Source organism: Bifidobacterium kimbladii (assembly GCF_032193675.1).
GTDB classification, from domain to species: domain Bacteria; phylum Actinomycetota; class Actinomycetes; order Actinomycetales; family Bifidobacteriaceae; genus Bombiscardovia; species Bombiscardovia kimbladii.
In genome coordinates this window covers 45,347-64,812 of sequence record NZ_JASTZZ010000005.1, presented here as the reverse complement: position 1 = coordinate 64,812, position 19,466 = coordinate 45,347, and the positions used below count along the sequence as shown (strand labels likewise).

General features: G+C 65.2%; 18 protein-coding genes. 8 read left to right on the top strand and 10 right to left on the bottom strand.

What is annotated here, in order from left to right; translation table 11 throughout:
* Window positions 1–3 precede the first annotated feature (3 nt).
* The 3 genes from coaE to QRX41_RS07130 all read right to left on the bottom strand — a co-directional run bounded on the left by coaE (window position 4) and on the right by QRX41_RS07130 (window position 3,252).
* The gene (gene coaE, locus QRX41_RS07140; protein ID WP_313839627.1) at window positions 4–636 is read right to left on the bottom strand and encodes a dephospho-CoA kinase; all 633 of its coding nucleotides are present in this window, start codon (window positions 634–636) and stop codon (window positions 4–6) included.
* Window positions 637–722: 86 nt separating this feature from the next.
* A complete protein-coding gene (rpsA, locus tag QRX41_RS07135; protein WP_198177695.1) occupies window positions 723–2,228 on the bottom strand; it encodes a 30S ribosomal protein S1 in 1,506 nt (501 codons plus the stop codon).
* A gap of 103 nt (window positions 2,229–2,331) precedes the next feature.
* The gene (locus QRX41_RS07130) at window positions 2,332–3,252 is read right to left on the bottom strand and encodes a bifunctional methylenetetrahydrofolate dehydrogenase/methenyltetrahydrofolate cyclohydrolase (RefSeq protein WP_313839625.1); all 921 of its coding nucleotides are present in this window, start codon (window positions 3,250–3,252) and stop codon (window positions 2,332–2,334) included.
* A 212-nt stretch (window positions 3,253–3,464) separates the two neighbouring features.
* On the opposite strand from QRX41_RS07130, the gene QRX41_RS07125 reads away from it, so the two are divergent.
* Together QRX41_RS07125 and QRX41_RS07120 are read left to right on the top strand one after the other, a co-directional pair.
* Window positions 3,465–4,340: an ABC transporter ATP-binding protein gene (locus QRX41_RS07125; protein WP_313839623.1), complete on the top strand. Its 876-nt coding sequence runs from the start codon at window positions 3,465–3,467 to the stop codon at window positions 4,338–4,340.
* On the top strand, window positions 4,337–5,164 hold the full coding sequence (locus QRX41_RS07120) for a metal ABC transporter permease (protein ID WP_045924561.1): 828 nt from the start codon (window positions 4,337–4,339) through the stop codon (window positions 5,162–5,164). Before QRX41_RS07125 ends, QRX41_RS07120 begins: the two co-directional genes overlap by 4 nt.
* A 6-nt stretch (window positions 5,165–5,170) precedes the next feature.
* On the opposite strand, the gene QRX41_RS07115 is transcribed toward QRX41_RS07120, so the two are convergent.
* Both QRX41_RS07115 and QRX41_RS07110 read right to left on the bottom strand, forming a co-directional pair.
* Window positions 5,171–5,650, bottom strand: a complete 480-nt coding sequence (locus QRX41_RS07115) for a 2-C-methyl-D-erythritol 2,4-cyclodiphosphate synthase (RefSeq protein ID WP_313839621.1) — start codon at window positions 5,648–5,650, stop codon at window positions 5,171–5,173.
* 14 nt (window positions 5,651–5,664) lie between these two features.
* On the bottom strand, window positions 5,665–6,285 hold the full coding sequence (locus QRX41_RS07110) for a CarD family transcriptional regulator (RefSeq protein WP_313839620.1): 621 nt from the start codon (window positions 6,283–6,285) through the stop codon (window positions 5,665–5,667).
* A 224-nt stretch (window positions 6,286–6,509) separates the two neighbouring features.
* On the opposite strand from QRX41_RS07110, the gene QRX41_RS07105 reads away from it, so the two are divergent.
* The 4 genes from QRX41_RS07105 (at window position 6,510) to QRX41_RS07090 (ending at window position 10,433) form a co-directional block, all read left to right on the top strand.
* Entirely contained in the window at window positions 6,510–7,247 is a 738-nt protein-coding gene (locus QRX41_RS07105) for a response regulator transcription factor (RefSeq protein WP_045924564.1), read from the top strand.
* Between the two features lie 18 nt (window positions 7,248–7,265).
* Window positions 7,266–8,396, top strand: a complete 1,131-nt coding sequence (locus QRX41_RS07100) for a sensor histidine kinase (RefSeq protein ID WP_313839722.1) — start codon at window positions 7,266–7,268, stop codon at window positions 8,394–8,396.
* Window positions 8,397–8,466: 70 nt separating this feature from the next.
* Complete coding sequence (locus QRX41_RS07095) at window positions 8,467–9,084, top strand: LexA family protein (protein ID WP_313839619.1); 618 nt, start codon at window positions 8,467–8,469, stop codon at window positions 9,082–9,084.
* A complete protein-coding gene (locus QRX41_RS07090) occupies window positions 9,081–10,433 on the top strand; it encodes a Y-family DNA polymerase (protein ID WP_313839617.1) in 1,353 nt (450 codons plus the stop codon). The genes QRX41_RS07095 and QRX41_RS07090 overlap by 4 nt, the downstream gene beginning before the upstream one ends.
* Here the strand turns inward: QRX41_RS07090 and QRX41_RS07085 are convergent.
* The gene (locus QRX41_RS07085; protein ID WP_313839615.1) at window positions 10,430–11,170 is read right to left on the bottom strand and encodes a ComF family protein; all 741 of its coding nucleotides are present in this window, start codon (window positions 11,168–11,170) and stop codon (window positions 10,430–10,432) included. The two genes, QRX41_RS07090 and QRX41_RS07085, sit on opposite strands and share 4 nt — an antisense overlap.
* Before the next feature lie 112 nt (window positions 11,171–11,282).
* Complete coding sequence (locus QRX41_RS07080) at window positions 11,283–12,122, bottom strand: HAD-IIB family hydrolase (protein WP_396176800.1); 840 nt, start codon at window positions 12,120–12,122, stop codon at window positions 11,283–11,285.
* Between the two features lie 65 nt (window positions 12,123–12,187).
* On the opposite strand from QRX41_RS07080, the gene QRX41_RS07075 reads away from it, so the two are divergent.
* Complete coding sequence (locus QRX41_RS07075; protein ID WP_024627339.1) at window positions 12,188–12,622, top strand: metallopeptidase family protein; 435 nt, start codon at window positions 12,188–12,190, stop codon at window positions 12,620–12,622.
* Window positions 12,623–12,632: 10 nt separating this feature from the next.
* On the opposite strand, the gene QRX41_RS07070 is transcribed toward QRX41_RS07075, so the two are convergent.
* From QRX41_RS07070 to QRX41_RS07060, 3 genes are read right to left on the bottom strand one after another with little or no spacing between them, the layout of a single operon-like run.
* A complete protein-coding gene (locus QRX41_RS07070) occupies window positions 12,633–14,156 on the bottom strand; it encodes a DUF5719 family protein (protein WP_313839613.1) in 1,524 nt (507 codons plus the stop codon).
* Complete coding sequence (locus tag QRX41_RS07065; protein WP_313839611.1) at window positions 14,153–17,293, bottom strand: glycosyltransferase; 3,141 nt, start codon at window positions 17,291–17,293, stop codon at window positions 14,153–14,155. Before QRX41_RS07065 ends, QRX41_RS07070 begins: the two co-directional genes overlap by 4 nt.
* A gap of 58 nt (window positions 17,294–17,351) precedes the next feature.
* Window positions 17,352–17,609 (bottom strand): WhiB family transcriptional regulator, encoded by a 258-nt coding sequence (locus QRX41_RS07060; RefSeq protein ID WP_029676165.1) that lies wholly within the window; start codon window positions 17,607–17,609, stop codon window positions 17,352–17,354.
* A gap of 304 nt (window positions 17,610–17,913) precedes the next feature.
* On the opposite strand from QRX41_RS07060, the gene QRX41_RS07055 reads away from it, so the two are divergent.
* Entirely contained in the window at window positions 17,914–19,350 is a 1,437-nt protein-coding gene (locus QRX41_RS07055; protein WP_313839610.1) for an LCP family protein, read from the top strand.
* The last annotated feature ends 116 nt before the right edge of the window (window positions 19,351–19,466 follow it).

Here is a 19,466-nt window from a genome sequence, read left to right as displayed (position 1 = left end):
CCCTCAGTCGCTGTGCGAGGACCCCTGGGCCAAGGATTTCAGCTCTTCATATATCCTATCAACAGACTCGAACATTTGTTCGATAGGCTGGGATCCGTCCACCAGCAGATCGGCCTGGGCGCGTCGCGAACTGCTGCTGGCCTGGGAACCGATGCGCTCAACAGCCTGGCTTGGCGTCATATGCCGCTGATTCACCATACGCGCAATCCTCACCTGGCTTGGGGCCTCCACCAGCAGGACCCTGTCGAACTGAAAAGGAATGGCTGATCCCACCTCGGTCAGCAGGGGCACCTCATGGACCACCACCTCGGAACCCTCCAGCCAGGGCTGCTCGGCCTTGGCGGCCAGCTCATAGACCAGCGGATGGATAATGTCATCCAGGTCCTCGCGGTCCCGGTCGGCCGCCGGGCCGCCGAAGACCCGCGCCGCCAGGGCTGACCTGTCCACTCCACCACGACCGTCCCCGCAGTCTGAACCGAACCGCTCCAGGACCGGCCCTACGCCGGGTCCGCCTGGGGCGATGACCTCATGGGAGAGCCGGTCGTAGTCAATGACCTTGGCCCCGTCCTGAGCCAGCCGAGCCGCCACCGTGCTCTTGCCGGCCGCTATCCCGCCAGTCAACCCCACACGTATCATCCCGACCTCCCGTATAACCCTTATGGCAGCAGATACAAATGGAGGGGCCCGACCGAGGCCGGACCCCTCCATTCACCGCTAAATGCTCACTTCTTTTCCTTGAGCAGCTGCTCACGCAGGGCGGCCAGCTGGTCGTCGGAGGCCAAGGTGCCCTCGGAGCTGGACTCCGAGCTGTAGTTGGTGGTCTCCTCGGAGCTCTGACGGCGGGAGCGCGAACCGGAGGCGGGCGCCTGGGAGGACCGGCTGTCCTCGGCGGCCGAAGCCTCGGCGTTCTCCAGCTCCTTGGCCACGAAGGCCTTGTGCTGCTCCCAGAGGTCGTGGGCGGCCGCATACTGGGACTCCCACTCCTCCCGCTGCTTCTCGTAGCCGGCGATCCACTCGTTGCTCTCGGGATCGAAGCCCTCGGGGTACTTGTAGTTGCCCTCCTCGTCGTACTCGGCGGGCATGCCGTAGATGGCCGGATCGAAGTCCTCGGAGGTCGGGTCGACGGAGTCGTCGGCCTGCTTGAGGGACAGGGAGATGCGGCGGCGATCCAGGTCGACGTCGATGACCTTGACGAAGATCTCCTCGCCCTGCTTGACCACGGTCTCGGGGTTCTCCACGTGGCGGTTGGCCAGCTCGGAGATGTGGACCAGGCCCTCGATGCCGTCCTCGACGGAGACGAAGACGCCGAACTGCACGATCTTGGTGACCTTGCCCTTGACGATCTGTCCGGGCACGTGGGTCCGGGCGAAGCGCTGCCAGGGATCTTCCTGGGTGGCCTTGAGGGACAGCGAGATGCGCTCGCGGTCCATATCGACATCCAGCACCTCGACGGTGACCTTGTCGCCCACCTTGACGACCTCGCTGGGGTGATCGATGTGCTTCCAGGAGAGCTCGGAGACGTGGATCAGGCCGTCCACACCGCCCAGATCGACGAAGGCGCCGAAGTTGACGATGGAGCTGACCGTGCCCTCGCGGATCTGGCCCTTCTTGAGCTGGGCCATGAAGGTCTCGCGCACCTCGGACTGGGTCTCCTCCAGGTACTGGCGACGGGAGAGGACCACGTTGTTGCGGTTCTTGTCCAGCTCCAGGATCTTGGCCTTGATCTTCTGCCCGATGTAGGGAGACAGGTCGCGCACGCGGCGCATCTCGACCAGGGATGCGGGCAGGAAGCCACGCAGGCCGATGTCGACGATGAGCCCGCCCTTGACGGCCTCGATGACGGTGCCCTCAACGACGCCGTCAGCCTCCTTGATCTTCTCGATGTCGCCCCAGGCGCGCTCGTACTGGGCACGCTTCTTGGACAGGATCAGGCGGCCTTCCTTGTCCTCCTTGGTGACGACCAGAGCCTCGATGGTGTCACCGACCTGGACCACATCGTCGGGATCGACATCCTTCTTGATGGAAAGCTCGCGGGAGGGAATCACGCCCTCGGTCTTGTAGCCGATGTCCAGCAAAACCTCGTCATGGTCGATCTTAACGACCGTCCCCTCGACCAGATCCCCATCGTCGAAGTTCTTGATGGTGGAATCGACTGCCTTGATGAAGTCTTCCTCGGACCCGATGTCATTGACCGCGACCTGGGGGACTTCCTTCTTGTTCTCTGCCATTAATTAAATTGTTTCTTGTATAGTTGGTGGATATTTTTTCCGTATTGAGTTATGTGTTCCCGCCGGCAGGCGCGAACATTCTCCATGATAGGAGACACCACGGTCATTGTCGCCGGGAGACCTCGGGCGTGTCGCAGGCAGGGATTCCGGCGGCCCGCTCAGCGGATTCGACCACATTGACCAGGAGCATGGCCCGGGTCATGGGCCCCACCCCGCCTGGATTGGGCGTATAGGCGGCTGCAGACAGCCTGGCGGCCGGAACGATGTCGCCCTTGATCCGCCAGCGCCCCTCCTGCTGGTCCCAGATCCGGGAGACGCCTACATCCACCAGGACGGCACCCTGGCCAACCTGGTCCGGGCCAACCAGCCCTGCCCGGCCCACGGCTGCGATGATCACGTCAGCCCTGCGCATATGGGCATCGACATCCCTGGTGCGGGTATGGCAGAGGGTCACGGTGGCATCCACGCCGCGGTTGGTCAAGAGCAGCCCGATGGTGCGGCCCACGGTCAATCCTCGGCCCAGCACGCAGACCTCCTTGCCGGCCAGGTCAATCCCGTAATGGTCCAGCAGGTGCAGGATCCCCCGCGGGGTGCAGGGCAGGGGGGTCCGCACCCGGCCGTCGGTATGCAGGACCAGCTGGCCCAGGTTGTAAGGATGCATGCCGTCGGCGTCCTTGGCCGGATCGATGCGATCGATGATCTCGGTGGGATCCACGCCCTTGGGCAGGGGCAGCTGGACGATGTAGCCGGTGCATTCAGGATCCTGGTTGAGCTGATCCACCGCAGCAAGAATCCGCTCCTTGCCGGCATCGGCGGGCAGATCAATCCTGATCGACCGGATGCCCACCTGGCTGCAGTCCCGGTGCTTGCCCTCTACGTATTTGACCGAGCCGGGGTCATCCCCCACCAGGATGGTCCCCAGGCCAGGAGTGCGTCCCATGGCCGTCAGCCTCGCCACGCGAGCGCGCAGGTCCTCCTTGAGTTCCGCAGCCGCCGCCTTGCCGTCCAGTTTCACTGCAGTCAATACATCTCCATCATCCAAGCGGGCGCAAACCCTTGTCGAAGTCGTCTGGGCCAGATTAGCGCAGATTCCTCCCCGGACGGGACCAGCGTCCATTGGCCGGTCTGGGAGGACTCGACTGCTGAAGTTGCGTGCTGTCCCCTCCCCAGCGATAATGAGAATCATGCTCAATAAGAGCAGGTTCACCATTTTGAGCCCGTGCAGGAAAGGAAGCCATGGATACGGACACGTATAGAACATCCACGCAGGCCTGCATCGTCTTCGACCATGCCGCCATCCGCCGTTCCGGGCGGCTGATCTGGTCGGAGGGGACCTTCACCATTCCCTCGGGGACCGTGACGGCCATCGTGGGCACCAACGGCACGGGCAAGACCAGCATGATGCAGGCCGAGCTGGGTCTGCTCCCCCTGGACGCCGGCAGCCTGCGGGTCCTTGGGCAGCCGGCCGGCCAGGCCAACGACCGCATCGGTTACGTACCCCAGAGCTACACCTCGGACATCGACTCCAACCTTACGGCCGAACAATCCGTCCTGCTGGGGCTGACCGGCACCCGGTTCGGCATTCACCCCGTCACCCGGCAGGACCGCGAGCGCGCCAGAGAGGCCATGCGCTTCGTCGGCGTTCAGGACAGGGCCCACCTGCGCCTGTCCCAGCTCTCCGGCGGCCTGCGGCAGCGGGTGGCCATCGCCCAGGCCCTGGTCTGCGATCCTGATCTGCTCATGCTCGACGAGCCCCTGGCCAATCTGGACCTGGCCGGGCAGCGCGCCACCGTCCACCTGCTGGCGCAGCTCAACAGCCGTCTGGGCATGTCCATCCAGGTGGTGGCCCACGACCTGAACATGCTGCTGCCTGTGCTGACCGGGGCGGTCTACCTGCTGGACGGGCACCCTCATTACGCCCGCATGGACGACGTGCTGGACTCGGACCTGCTCACCCACCTCTACGGCACCAAGGTGGAGGTGGTCACCACTCCCCAGGGGGACATGTTCGTGGCCCCCGACATGGACGAGCCAATCGGGCCCGTCCACAATCGCTACCAACCCAGCCAGGTGGCCCGCCTGCACGGGACGGACCGGGAAAGGAACTCATGACCACGCCAGTCTTCGACCCCCATTGGACGGAGATTCTCGCCGCCCCCTTCATGCGCAATGCCATGGTGGCCGGATTGTGCATCGCCGTGGCCGCCGGAGCCATGGGCTACTTCACCATCGCCAGACACTCCACCTTCGCCGCCCACGCCCTGGCCCACATCGGCCTGCCCGGTGCCACAGGGGCCGTCCTGCTGGGACTGCCGGTCTCTGCCGGCATGGGCCTGTTCGCCCTGGGCGGGGCGCTGGTCATCGGAGCCCTGGGCAAACGGGCCTCCCAGAGGGAGATCGCCACGGGCACGGTCCTGGCCTTCGCCACCGGCCTGGGACTCTTCTTCGCCAGGATGTCCAGCTCGGCCTCCCAGCAGATGCAGGCCATCCTCTTCGGATCCATCCTGACCATCACCCGGGGCCAGGTCGTCGGCTTCATCATCTTCGATGCGATCCTGCTGATCCTGCTGGCCCTGATCTACCGGCCCCTGCTCTTCAGCTCCCTGGATGAGCAGGTGGCCCAGGCTCGCGGCGTGCCCATCGGGCTGATGAACCTGACCTTCATGGCCATCATGGCCGGCGTCATCACCATCGCCGTGCCGGCAGTGGGGACCCTGCTCATCTTCGCTCTGGTCGTCACCCCGGCGGCCACGGCCAACATCCTGGTGGCCTCCCCCCTGCGGGCCATGCTTCTATCAGGATTGATCTGCCTGGCTTCAATCTGGGGAGGCCTGGTGATCTCGGCCATGGTGCCGGCCCCTCCCAGCTTCGTCATCGTGACCCTGTCCACCCTCTTCTGGGCTCTGGCCAAGGGATGGGCGGCCCTGCGCGCCTGATGCCGGTCAGTCCACCAGGGCGGCGGCCATGACGGCGATGCCCTCGTTGTGACCGGCAAAGCCCATGCCGTCAGTGGTGGTGGCAGTCAGCCGAACCGGTGCCCCGACAGCCTGGCTCATGGCCTGCTGGGCCAGGTGACGACGCGAGGAAATTCTGGGGCGCTGGCCGACGATGACCAGGGAGGCGTTGAGCAGCCTGCGACCGTGCTCATGCAGACAGTCCATGGTCTTCTCCAGCATGGCCGACCCATGCATGCCCGCTCCAGGGGCCTGCGCTCCCAGGCCGAACAGGGTGCCGATATCGCCCAGATCGGCGGCTGACAGGATGGCATCGATCAGGGCATGGGCGGCTGCATCGCCGTCAGAATCGCCCAGCAGTCCGGGGGTTCCGTCATTCCAGGACAGACAGGCCAGCCAGAGGGGACGCCCGCCGGTTGGATCAAAGCGATGGGCGTCAAAGCCCAGTCCAATGCTTGGATGGCCCATGACCGGCTCCGGTCTCAGCGCTTGGCCTTGGTCTTGCCCTTGCCCTTGGTCTTGGCGGACTCCTGGGCCACCCGTGCCAGGGTCTTGGAAGCCGGCTCCTTGGGGGACTTGGTATGGTGCTTGTCGTCGCCGGGCATGGGCTCCGCATAGCCCAGATTGACGTCCAGCAGGCGCTGGGCCTCGTCCTCGTCCAGCTTCTCGGACAGGGCGATCTCGGAGGTCAGGATCTTGCGGGCCTTGATCAGCATCCGCTTCTCGCCTGCCGACAGCCCGTGCTCGTCCACGTCGCGCTGGGAGAGGTCGCGCACCACCTCGGCGATCTTGTTGACCTCGCCGGTGGCGATCTTCTCCACATTCAGCTTGTAGCGGCGCGACCAGTTCATCTCCTTCTCCTCGACCACCGGGGTGCGCAGGATCTCGAAGACCTTGGCCACCGCCTTGGCGTCGACGATGTCCCTGACGCCCACCTTGGCCGCGTTCTCGACGGGGACGTTGATGACCAGTCCGTCCGAAGAGAGCACGGACAGCTGCAGGTACTTGCGGGTGACGCCCTTGACGGTCCGTTCGGTGATGGCGTCCACCCTGGCGGCCCCATGACGCGGATAGACGACCATGTCACCGACCTTGTAACCCATATGCCCTCCAGAACGAGTCGAGAAAATACCATATAATAATGCCATTGCGCATGGACTTGCTGACGGGCGCCCTGGGACGACGCGATTCTCCGCGAGCACACTTCCCCTGGAGGCTCTGAAGACTATTCTGGAAGAAACGACGGTGGTGGAACGAATGCCGACAAGGCTCCACCCCGCATGACGAGCATCGTTTTGCGGATCAGTGATCGAAAACAGAGGTAGGCATGATCAGAAACACAAGCCGCTACACTACACCCAGCACCATCCTGGTGGTTGAGGACGAACCCACCCTGGCCACTGCCATAGCCCAGCGCATCACCGCCGAAGGGTGGACGGCCCGGGTGGCATCGGACGGTGCCAGCGCCGTGCAGGCCGCTTCCCAGATCAAGCCCGACCTGGTCATCATGGACATCATGCTGCCCGTCATGGACGGGCTGGAGGCCACCAAGCGGATCGTGGCCGAGCGGCCGGTGCCGGTGCTGATTCTGACCGCCAGGGACGACGAGGCCGACAAGGTGACCGGTCTGGGCGCCGGAGCCGACGACTACATGACCAAGCCCTTCTCCATGCGCGAGCTGATCGCCCGCTGCAAGGCCCTCCTGCGCCGGGTGGAGCGGGCCAAGGTCATCGCCAAGAACTCCGAGAACGAGAAGGTGCTGGACTTCGGATCCCTGGTCATCGACCCGGCCCAGCGCATCGTGACCCTGCGCGGGGAGCAGATTCACCTGACACCCACCGAATTCGACCTGCTGGCCACGCTGGCCCGCCGGCCCAAGTCCGTGCTCACCCGCGAGAAGCTGTTGGAGGAGGTCTGGGACTGGGTGGATGCCTCGGGCACCAGGACGGTGGACTCCCACGTCAAGGCCCTGCGCCACAAGCTGGGCTCGCAGATGATCCGCACCGTGCATGGCGTGGGCTACGCCTTCGAGCCACCCGAGGATCAGGAACAGGACCAGCGGTAGCAGCCGCGGATGCACGCTATGAGCAAGGACGGCAGAAGCCGGCGCAAGGGGCCCAGTCTGAGTGCGCGTGTGGACCGGGAACGGCCCATTGGATCCTTCGCCTCATTGAAGGTGGAGCTGAGCGTCCTGATCATCATCTCCACAGCCATCGCCTTCGTCATGGCCTGGTTCCTGCTGAAGATGGGCTGGAGCGGCTGGATCGCCATGCCGCTGACCCTGGTGGTGGCCCTGGGGATCACCTATTTCTTCTCCCGAGGGCTCACCGCTCCCCTGCGGCAGATGCGGGATGCGGCCGAGGCCATGGCCGACGGGGACTACACGGTCCGGGTCCACGCCACCACGACCAGCCATGACGAGGTGGGGCTCCTGGCCCAGTCCTTCAACGAGATGGCCGAGGAGCTCCAGCACGCCGACCAGATGCGCCGGGACATGGTGGCCAATGTCAGCCACGAGCTGCGCACCCCCGTCTCGGCCCTGCAGGCCATGGTGGAGAATATGGCGGACGGGGTGACCGAGCCCACGCCAGCCAACCTGGAGGGGATCCTGGAGCAGACCCACCGCCTGTCCGACCTGATCGCCTTCCTGCTGGACCTGTCGAGGATGGAGGCCGGAGCCGCCAGCCTGCAGATCGAGGACTTCGACTTCGGCGACTTCATCGACGAGACCCTCCAGCCCCTGGCCATAGCCGACGCCGGGCATGCCCATGACATCCAGGTGGATCTGGAGAAGGGCCTGAGAATGGAGGGCGACCAGGACCGGCTGCGCCAGCTCTTCACCAACGTCATCAGCAACGCCCTGAAGCACTCGGCCGACGGCACCACGGTGCTGATCCAGGCCCACGAGGACCGGCAGCAGGAGACCATAGTCACCAACGTGGTCAACTTCGGCTCGCAGATACCCCCCGAGGCCCGCACCGATATCTTCCGGCGCTTCGTCAAGGGCAAGGCCGGCCCGGGCACGGAGTCAGGCGGCACCGGGCTGGGGCTGTCCATCGCCCGCTGGGCGGCCCAGTTGCATGGAGGCCAGGTGCAGGTGGTAGACGATCCGCGCGGAGCGGACTTCGAGATCACCCTGCCCAGATATCACCGCGACTCCGACGAGGACGAGGGGGACGGGGACGGCTCCGGCGGGCCCGACGCGCCGCATTGACGGGGAGGCGCACTTCGGCTCATAATGAAATCGAACATTTGTTCGAATGCCATCGAGTTCGAGGTGTGCCATGGTCGCTACCATCCATGGGTCGCCGGAGGCGGCCCCTGCTTCCCTGCCGGAGTGCCGGGTCGATGCCCTGAGTCCCTTCCGAGGGCACCCCAGCCCTGTCCCCCAGGCCCTGGAGGCCGTCCACGCCGGCTTCCCCTCAGTGGCCCAGGACTACTTCAGCGGCGACTTCAGTTTCGACCAGAACGTCATCGTCCACCCCGACTCCACCTTCATCATCCATGTGGCCGGCGATTCCATGACCGGAGCCGGCATCTTCGATGGGGACCTGTTGGTGGTCGACCGGTCACTGGAGCCACGCGAGGGGGACATCGTCATCGCCATCCTGGACGACGAGCTGCTGGTCAAGCGGCTGGCCAGACGCAAGGGACGGACCATGCTGCGGGCCGAGAACCCCGCCTACCCCGACTTCCTGCCCCAGGAGGGCGAGGAACTGGTCATCTGGGGGGTGGTCATCGGCAACTACCACTGGCAGCGGGTGGACACCAAGGGCGAATCCCGGAGCGGCTCTCCTCTGCCCCAGGTCACCTATCCCGGACATACCCCGCACGGACGCAGGCGCACGGGAAGCCAGGGCCGGAAACCCGCCTATCCTTCCACGGGCTGGGGGTCGGCATGAGCGCGCAGAGACCGGCCCAGCCGGCACCCGGGACCGCTCTGACAGGCCGGGTGGTCCTGGCTGATGCCAACTCTTTCTTTGCCTCATGTGAGGCCGTCTTCGACCCCTCCCTGGCTGATCGCCCGGTGGTTGTGCTGTCCAACAACGACGGCTGCGTGGTGGCCCGCAACCGCCCGGCCAAGGCCCTGGGCATCACCAACGGCACACCCTGGTTCACCATTCGCGACCGGGCCCTGCAGGACGGGGTGGTGGCCCGCAGCTCCAACTATGAGCTCTATGCCAGCCTCTCAAGGCGCATGATGGCCATCATGGCCCATTTCCTGCCCAACCAGGAGATCTACTCCATCGACGAGTGCTTCATGGACAGCATCTGGAACGACAAGCGCACCGTCGAGATCTGCCGGGAGCTGCGCGCCGCGGTCCTGCGATGCACCGGCATCCCCGTCAGCGTGGGTGTGGCGCCTACCAAGACCCTGGCCAAGGTGGCCAACCACTGGGCCAAGGACCATCCCTCGACCGAGGGGATCACCCTCTGGAGCCAGGTGGAGTCCCAGTATGGCGACCAGGCTCTGGCATCAGTGCCTATCGACCAGGTCTGGGGAGTGGGCCGACGGCTGACCGGCAGGCTCATGGGCATGGGCATCACCACCGCCCTGGATCTGCGCGATGCCGATCCCTCCCTGATCCGGCATCGGTTCTCCGTCATGCTGCAGCGCACCGTCCTGGAGTTGAGGGGGCGACCCTGCATCGAGCCCGAGGCGGATGCCGCCAGGGGCGTGCGCACCGATCAGATTCTGTGCTCGCGCATGTTCTCCCATCCCATAGAGGGCTACGCCACCCTGGCCCAGGCGCTGAGCATCTACGCCCAGAAGGCCTGCCGCCGCCTGCGTCGACAGCACGGCCTGTGCGGCAGGGTGCGGGTCTTCTGCTCCACCAGCCCCTATGCGCCCCAGCAGTTCTGCTCAGCTGGCCGGACCGTCGTCCTGGAGGATCCCAGCGACGACCCGCTGGTCATCGCCGGCGCAGCCAGCCGGGCGCTCAAGGGCCGAGTGGATCCCCACGCCCGCTGGATCCGGGCCGGGGTGGTTCTGCTGGACCTGACCGATGCCGACCACTTCCACACCTTGGAAGGACTGGATGCAGCCCGGGACACCCATGGTCTGGGGGACGTCCTGGAGGATGCCGCCCGTCGTTTCGGCCCCTTCCGCGTGGGCGTAGGCTACGGAGGCATCCGCGGCCAGGGCCGGGGCGACGAGGATACAGGGGCCGACTGGGCCATGAACCGGGGCATGCTCTCCCCCAGGGCTACCACCCGCTGGGACGAGATGGCCGTAGCACAGGCCCGTTAGAGGTCCTCATGGCCTGGAGGAACAGCCGCCAGAGCCAGGGCAGCCAGAGGCAGGGCACCCGCAGTCTCCAGGGCACGGGCGCACTGGCGGATGGTGGATCCCGTGGTGATGATGTCGTCCACCACCAGGACAGGATGACCGGACAGCCGTGAGGGATCCGCAACCGCGATCCGGCCTGCCAGCCGACGCGAACGGTTCCGACGGCCGCCCGCTTGGACAGACTTGGTCCTGACGGAGTTCATGATCAGAGCAGATTCCGCACGGGCAGTCAGGCCCTGCCGCTGCAGGGCCTGGACCAAGGACAGGAGGATCGGCTGCAGATGAACCCTCCCCCGCCTTCGCAGGGATGAGGACGAGGAGGGGGCGGGAACCACCAGAATGGCCCCGGCAGGCTTGGGCCGGAGCAGAGGATCGATCAGCCTGGACAGGGCTGGAGCCAGATCGGCCATGACCTGGCCCAGCGGCCTGTCCAAGGGCCGGTTGTCATGGTCCTTCCAGGCCAGAATGATCCGCCTGACAGGTCCTCGATAGGGCGCACAGGCCAGGGCCAGACCTACGGCATAGGCGGGCGCAGGCACCGACAGGGGCCGGAAGAGCAGGGATCTGCAACTGGGGCAGAGCAGAAGGTCAGGGCGGCCGCAGCCGGCGCAGGCTCGAGGAGCCAGCAGGTTCAGGGCCGAGCCCGCCAAGGCCGAGGCGACAGCACAAGCGGCCTGTCGGAGTCGATCAAATGCCAATGAGGGGTTGCGCATACCGCCCAGCCAACCCCAATACGCAGAGGATAGGCAAGCAGATCAGGGCCATGTGCATGAACATGCTGTCTGTTCACAGAATTGTCTGCGGACAGGTTCAGACCAGATCGGCCTCCATGGCCTGAATCAGGTCCAGAGCATCAGCAGGATTGTGCACCCGCAGAGCCATGGCCCCGGCCAGGGCCGCCGGATAGTCGTTGCCGTCAGGATCCATCCGGTCGCCCACGAAAGCGATATCGCCGACATCCACACCCAGTATCCTGGCCAGGGAGGTCACGGCGTAGGCCTTGTCAATGCCCTTGGCCGAGATGTCCACGCTGGTGGAGCCGCCGGAGCGCACCTGCAGGTTGGGCAGATCAGCGGCCACGGCCCGGGCCAGGGCGTCCTTGCGGCTGTTGTCCGGATCCCAGGCCTCCTTGGCTTCTACGGGAGCCTGCTGACCCAGGGCGGAGAAGGTTATCTGGCTGCCGCGATCCTCAATGCGCGGCCCCCAGACCTGCTCTTCCCAGTCGCCCAGCTGCTTGGCCCTGCGCTCCAGGCTGGCCTCGGCGGCCTGCCGGTCCTGGGCGCTCAGGTCGTGGGCGTAGACGCAATCCCAGCTTCCATCCTGCCAGCGGTAGTAGCGGGTGCCGCTGGTGGGCATCAGATGCAGTTGGCCGAAACAGGTATCGTCAGGCAGGGCATCCAGCACCTGGTCGCGGAACTGGCTGAACCGCCCGCCAGAGACGATGGCTACGGGCCGAAGCCGGGTCAGGGCGGCGAAATGGACGGCCATGGTCTGATCCATGCGGGTCTTGGACAGCGCCAGGGTATTGTCCAGATCGAAGGCCAGCACCCGTGCCCGTGCGCAGATGGACCCTATGTCTTGGCTGCCCCACCAGGCCACGTTCACCGCACCGTCCTCCGCCATGATTGCTCCCATCCGCTTGTCGATCATCGCTCCATGCTACAAGACACCCTGAATCGAAACTGCCACTGGATTGAGGGGCTATGGTGAGTGTCATGATCAACGATCAGCCGCCTTGGTCCCGCAGCGTCTATCGGGACAGTCATGGCCGCGGGATTCGTCGGCCCACCTTCGGCACCCGCCTGCCTCGCTATCGCACCAGATGCGGGATCTTCGACGATCTGACCGCGGCCCAGATCCGGCGGCTGGGAGCCGGCTGGCCCCAGCTGGTCAAGCCCGTTCAATTCGCGGTCGAGGATGTGCCGCCCTCCGACCCCACCCCCTGGGAGGACAGGGCGGACCTCTTCTCACGCAGTTTCCCGGCAGGCCGCGGCATCCCCGCCAGAATCGTCCTCTACCGGCTGCCCATCCAGAGCAAGACCCGAGACCGCACCGAGCTGGAGCTGATTATCCGCGACGAACTGGTTCTGCAGCTGGCTGACCTTTATGGGCGCGACCCCGAGGAAATCGACCCCATGTGGGGACGCTGACAGCCGACTTTCAGGGCAGAACAGCGGAGTCCGGGCCGGAGCGGATCAGCGTGGTGGCAGGCATGAGCCCGTCAGGAGCCATGACCGCCAGACCGGCCAGGCCAGCCTGGTTGACCGCGTCCACGCTCAGGCGGGCATTCCAGATCAGCCGGGAGGAGCCATGCCCGGAATCCTCGTCCAGCCGCACGGCGGCCACCTGGTCGCCCAGATCGTGGGCTGAAAGCTCATGGGCCCGACCCGGCTCAACCGTCAGCGAGCGCTCATCCAATTTTTTGCCCTTCTCGTCGAACCCGACCAGTTCGGCCTTGATCGGATCCGTCGATGGGTTGACCAGGGTCAGTGCAGCCTGGGCAGGCTGGGATATGGTCAGGGCCGAGGAGGCGGCAGCAGCACCCGCAGGAATCAGGGCCAGGTCGGACTGCGACTGGTCCTGGCTGCCTTGGCCGGTCACCTGCAGGACCGCTCGGACAGGCTGGTCGGCATGCACCTGCAGAGCCAGCTTGCCGTCAGGCACGCCGCCCAAGTCCACCGCAGTGGCCCTGGAACCCTGCAAATCCACCCGCCGCAGGGATTCCCGACCGTCTTCATCCATCCAGGAAAGCTCCACCGCAGTGGCCTTGGAGCCCTGCAGAAGCAGGGTGGCCTGGTCTGCCCCGCGCAGGCCGGGAATAACCAGATCATGGCCGGGCGCCGCCAAGGCGGTTGCCTGATCCGACCCGCGTGGATCGAGTCCAGCCATGACATTGACCGAGACCGACATGGCCACTGGCGCCTGGGAGCTGCGAGCCCGGACATAGATGGCCTGCTGTCCGGGAGCCGCCGCAGACAGGTCGTATGAGGCATAGCCTCCAGGCGCCACAGTCATGGTGTTCCCGGTCTCCAAGGACAGGTTGCCGGAGGAATGCGAACCCTGGATCTCAAGACTGATCACCGTAGCCTTGGATGACGGGTTGTAGGCCACCAGCCGCTGTGTGGCCCCTCGGCCGGTGGCGGGCAACAGGAAGTCGGCATCCATGGCGGCCCGAGGGCAGGCCAGCGCCTGGATCCCTCGCAAATCGCCCTTGGTGGCCCAGGAGACCATGCCGACGGTAGCCCCTGTGCCCGGCTGGGACTTGAGCATCCGGGAATCGAAGGCAGTGGCCGAGGTGCCTGGATCGAGCGAGGCGGCCATCGCCTTCTGCCCGTCCACAGGATCGGGATCAGTCATCATGGTGCGTCGCCCGCCTGCAAGCGGGGTCAGGCTGGCACTGCCGATGGCTCCAAAGGCGGCGGCTGTGACACGGGCGCTCAGATCGCCCTCCGAGGCCTTGAACTGGTCATCGCCGACCTTGTCCTCATCCGCTACCGTCATTCGAGCCGGGCAGTAGGACGCTGCCTCACGTTGGCTGACCCGGGTGGCAACGACTGTCGAGCCCTGGGCCCCGTCGGCCAAGGAGGCCGGAGGCGTCCATACCGTCAGAACCGCAATCAAAACCGCCACCAGAGGCGCCGTGACCAGAGCAGCCACCAGGGATCCCTTGCTTCGTGCACTCATAGTTGCTCACCTCCAAAGTAGCCAGGACGCGGCAGAGCCACCAGGCAGTATCCCAGCAGGACCAAGCCCAGGGTCCAGAGCCAGACCCTCCTCCAGGTGCTGGCCGCCGCCTGACGGGCCCCGGCCATGTTGACCCCCACATCCCTGCCGGATTGCGAGCTCAAACGGAAATAGGTTCCCTGGGCATTGGTCGCCACCTGCTGGGCGCCATCGCTGGCGGTGATGTTGGATACCAGGTCATCGTTGGGCGTGGATCCCATGCCGCCGGCACCAGAATGGTCGGCAGGCACATAGATTCCTCCGAAGCCCAGGCCGGATACAGCCGCTACGGCCTTGGAGTCGGCATTGGCCATCAGAGCCGCCGCCGAACGCGAGAGGACATCCTGACCGGCCATCTTCCCGCCGTTCACCATCTGGGCGCGCAGGGCAGGCGAGGCATCGATCAGCTCGCCTCGTGAGGTGTGCAGACCCGTGTAGGCCACGCGGCCGTGTGAGGGCGAGGTCAGCACCAGCACCCGGTGGGACGGATCCTTGTTCAGATAGTCCACCGCCACTGCCGGAAGCTGCCGGTCATCAGCGGACAGGGGTCCTCCGACTGGCGACGTCAGACCAGCCGCTGCCACGCCTGCAGTGACCAGGGTCAGGATCAAACCCAGCAGGAGCCTGAAAATCCGTCCTCCGCCATTAGCCGCAGCTGCAGAGGTTGAAGAGGACTGCGCAGGAGGCAGGGGCGGACGATCACCATCGCCGTCTGGATCCTGATCGTGCCCGGGAGCAAGAGGCGAGAAGGGACGGACGGCCCTGCCAGCCAGGAGGCCAAGACAAGCCAGCAGTCCCATGAGTGCAAGCATCACGCCGGGCAGGACCGAACCGGCCACTGGACCGGTCTCGTCCAAGCCGGTGCAGACCGCCTGGGAGATCAGCGCCAGAATCAGGCCCAGCAGAACGGTAATCCAAAGAATCCTGGCAGTCTTGAGCGCCCGAGGCACAACCAAGGCGATAAAGGCCAGCAGGGCCACCACCAGCAGAGCGCAGGCCAGGGTGGTCGGGCGCCAGAGCTCAGGTCGCCACCTGACGGGCCATTGGGCCGAAACGTCCAGGTCCAGCAGGCGGGCCAGCAGTTGCCCCAGGCTCCCGGTTCCGGGCTGACCGGTCAGGCCCGTCGAGGGGATCATAAGATCTGCGAAAAGCTGTCTGAAAAGCCCTTGATGAGCATGGTGCAAGGAATTGACCAAGGTGGGCGCCAGGGCCAGCGCCGAGGGCAGTGGCACCAGGAGCAGCATGACCCGATGGGAGGGCACCAGGCAGATCGCCATGATGAAGAGCGGAATCATGGCCAGCATGAGCTGAGGTTCGGCAGCCAGGACCGGCAGGAAGCAGATAGAGGCCAGAGCCGCCTGCTGCACCGAAGCCTTGGGGCGCACGGGAGCCTCGGTCTGATACAGCCCCACGGCCTTGAAAACAAAGGCGAAGGCGGCAGGCATGAAGGCCATGACCGTCAGCATGGGCAGCTGCAGGCCATCCACTATGCCCAGGGCGAATGCCAGACAAGCCCAGAGCAACCCCAGCAGGACGCGGACGGGATTGGACCTGGTGACCACGCCGGCCAGAGCCCAGAACGACAGAGCGGCCAGTCCCGTCTCCGCCAGGAGCATCAGGGCCATGGCTTGGGCTACGTGACCGCCGGTCAGCAGAGCGAAGGGCAGGAGCACCAGGAGGAAGGGGGCAGGAACTGCAGGCTGCCCAACGCCTCCGGCCCAGGACCAGGAGGTGGTGGCCGCCGTCAGCAGTTGGGACCAATCGGCTCCTGACGAGGGCAGGGAGGGCGCATGGATGGCCCCTCCCGAGAAGATAACGCGACACAGGGGCCAATGGGTGACCACCAAGGCCGCCAAGACCGCTAGGGTCATCCCTGTAGCCCAGGCCATGCGACGCAGGAACTGCTGCCGCAGATGAGCCAGGGCCAGGTGGCTGAGCATGGGATGCTCACGCTGATCATGAAAGGCCTGCCTGCGCTGCCGCCACTGCCGGATCTGCTGGCCGTTGGCCTGAAGAATGTCCAACCGGCGGGGACTGCCATGGCAGGCGGAGGTCAGACGGCGGCGCATGGTCAGCAGCGCTGCAGGTCGAGCCAGGATCCGCCAGGGCGCGCACAGACGGCAGAGGGCCCTGTAGGGCCGCTTGCCGATAAGATCAACCGCCATGAGCCACAATGCCGCCAGAACTCGCCAGAGCCAGACCAGCGGCCACCAGGGCAGGGCAAAATCGGTCAGCAGGTAGCGTTCCCGGGCCAGTATGGGACCCATGGAGGCATCCAAGGGGCGGTCGGGCTGCACCGCCCGCCCGTTCCGATCACGCAACCCGCTCATTCGGGCGCTGGCATGGGCCATCCGGGCTCCCGGCACGATTACCACCCGTCCCCCTGACAGGCAGATACGGCGGCAGAGATCGTCGGACTGGCCGAAAGTGCCAGCCCAGGCGCCTGGTCCGTCCAAGTCCTTCATGGTCTGCATGGGCACTAGGGCGCCAGCCAGGCTCACCGCGAAGACATCCTGACGCGCGTCATACTGCTGCTGGTCGGGCTCGCTGTCCACTACCAGGCTCACCGTTCGGTGACGGTAGGCGTAACGACCCACGTCACGCAGCCCCTCGCCCTGCCAGTCATACTGCTTGGCACCCAGCAGGGAGGCAGTGGGATTGCTGTGCCAGGTGTCCACCAGCTCGTCCAGGCAATGATTGTCCAGTGGACGGCAGTCGTCGTGCAGAAGCCAAAGAGCCCGGATCCGACCAGGCAGGCGGGCATAGCCAAGGGCCTTGTCCAAGGCATCGCCAAAGGAGGAGGCGCCTCGCGCGCGAACCACCTGCACTTCCACCCGCGCGGGCCCATCCACCGGAAACTGCGCATAGAGCGGCTCTGCGGTGGACCCCGAACAGTCCGCGATGACCAGGACCCGCGGCAAGAGGCTCTGCCGCAAGAGGGCACGCAGGGTGTCCGGCAAATAGGTCAGATCATGCTCGACCGTGATCACCGCCGCCACGGCATCCTCCACATGAGGACTGGCGGCGGGTGAACATTCGTTCATGACCGAAGAGAGGACCTGCCGGACATCCTGGGCTTGAGGCGCGACGAAACTCATGCGTTCCAGTCTACGCAAACCAGGTCACCGAATGCCTCGCTCGGGCATCCGCGGCGATTCAGACTTGACGCTGTGCGCGCATCCTCTTCTTGTAACGGCGGCGCTCCCGTTCACTCATGCCGCCCCAGATGCCGAAGCGCTCGTCGTGTTCGACCGCCCAGTCCAGGCACTGCTTGCGGACGGTGCAGTCGGCGCAGACCCTCTTGGCCTCCTGGGTGGAGCCTCCCTTGCCCGGGAAGAACGCTTCCGGATCGGTCTGCGCACAGAGCGCCTCGCTTCGCCAGGATGGTCCGACGTTGACTTCGAACCACTGCATCAGCGGCGTCAGCCTGTTTTTAGTTGTACTGCTATACCGAGTGTCAACAAATCCACTCATAGCGACCCCCCAGTCCCTAGTGTGTTTACACACTTTCATTACAGCTGCTGCAGGGGTCATCTGTCAACCCCTAAATATCTGCCAGCGCAACTGAGCAACACATGCAGGGAGCCATATCGCCCGAAGAGGAGCTGCGGATGGGGGTCAGACTATACTATGACTGGTTCAAGCACGCTTCGCCGCCATCCCGGTTCTTCCCGCCGGAATGACCCCTACAGCGACAGCCGATGAGGAAGGCATACCATTGACGTCCCCAACCAGAAAGATGGGTCTGCCCAACATCAAGGCGGGCAGGAACGGCAAGCCCCAGCACAGCGACGGGTTCCGCAGCAGCCACCGTCTGCGCACGGGCATCTGTCTGGCCCTTACCTTCGTTCTTTGTTTCGTGGCCTCGACGGTGGCGGCCTTCTGGACCGACATCAACGGTCACATGCACGTGCTCGAGCCCGTCAGCCTAGCTCAAACCCACAAGGCCCCGGAGGACATCTACAAGGGCAAAACCCTGAACGTCCTGGTGCTGGGCCAAGACACCCGCGACGGCAAGGGCAATGCCGAGGTGGGCGGCAGCGGCGACGGCCTGGAGGAGAACCACCAGTCGGACACGGCCATGGTGGTCCAGATCGCCGCCGACCGCTCCTATGTGAATGTGGTCTCCATTCCCAGGGACTCCATCGTGAACGCCCCGGCCTGCACCACCAGCAAGGGGGAGACCATCCCGGCCCGCCGCCAGGTCATGTTCAACTCCATCTTCGCCGAGGGCTACAACCAGGGCGGCGATGCGAATTCGGCCGCCAGCTGCTCCATGGCGGCGGTCCGCTCCCTGACCGGCCTGGACATCCAGCAGTTTGTGGTGGCTGACTTCAACGGCCTCAAGTCCATCATCGACGCCCTGGGCGGGGTCGACGTGTGCATCCCCAAGGACACCTGGGACGGCTACACCGGCATCAACCTGAAGCGCGGCCTGCAGCATCTGGACGGAACCCAGGCCACCGAGTACGCTCGCATGCGCCACGGAACCGGCGCCGACGGGTCGGATATCATGCGCACCACCCGCCAGCAGTACCTGATCAAGAGCCTGGTCAACGAGGCCAAGGCCGTCAACATCTATTCCGATCTGCCCAAGGCCTACCGTCTGGCCACCACCTCCATGTCCACCCTGCAGCTGAGCGAGGGGCTGGGCAGCTTCCAGACCCTGCTGGGCCTGGGCAATTCGCTCAAGCATATAGACACCACCCATATCTACGCCCGAACCATACCTGTCGAAGAATGGTCCCAGGACAGCAACCGGGTGGTATGGACGGACGAGGCCGAAACCATCTGGCATCTGCTGCGAGAGGGCAAGCCTTTGACCCAGGCCAATGAGGCTGCAGAGTCGGCATCCTCATCAGGCAGCCAGGCCGGCAATGGTCAGGATGCCCAGGATGCCGCTCAGACAGCGGGCAACGGCTCTGACACAGGGGACGGCACCCAATCCCCCTCCGCATCCGCCGCCGCTGCGCCCAAGCCCGATCCACGCACCGGACTGATCACCATGCCCGACAAGACCCTGATCGATCCGAACACGGGCGGGACCGTCGATCCGGACGACGGAACCATCAAGGATGCGAATACCGGACAGTACATCGGCATGGCGGACCGCTATCTGTTTGCTACGGTCTGTGCGGTTCCGGCGCAGAGATAGCCGATTGAACCCCCTAGGGTCGTTCAGGCATGCTATTGCTGACCTAGTCGGCCAAAGCTACGGAGGTTAAGGGTATGCGGACTGGATCAGACCAAGGCGGACAAGGGCAGGAGCCT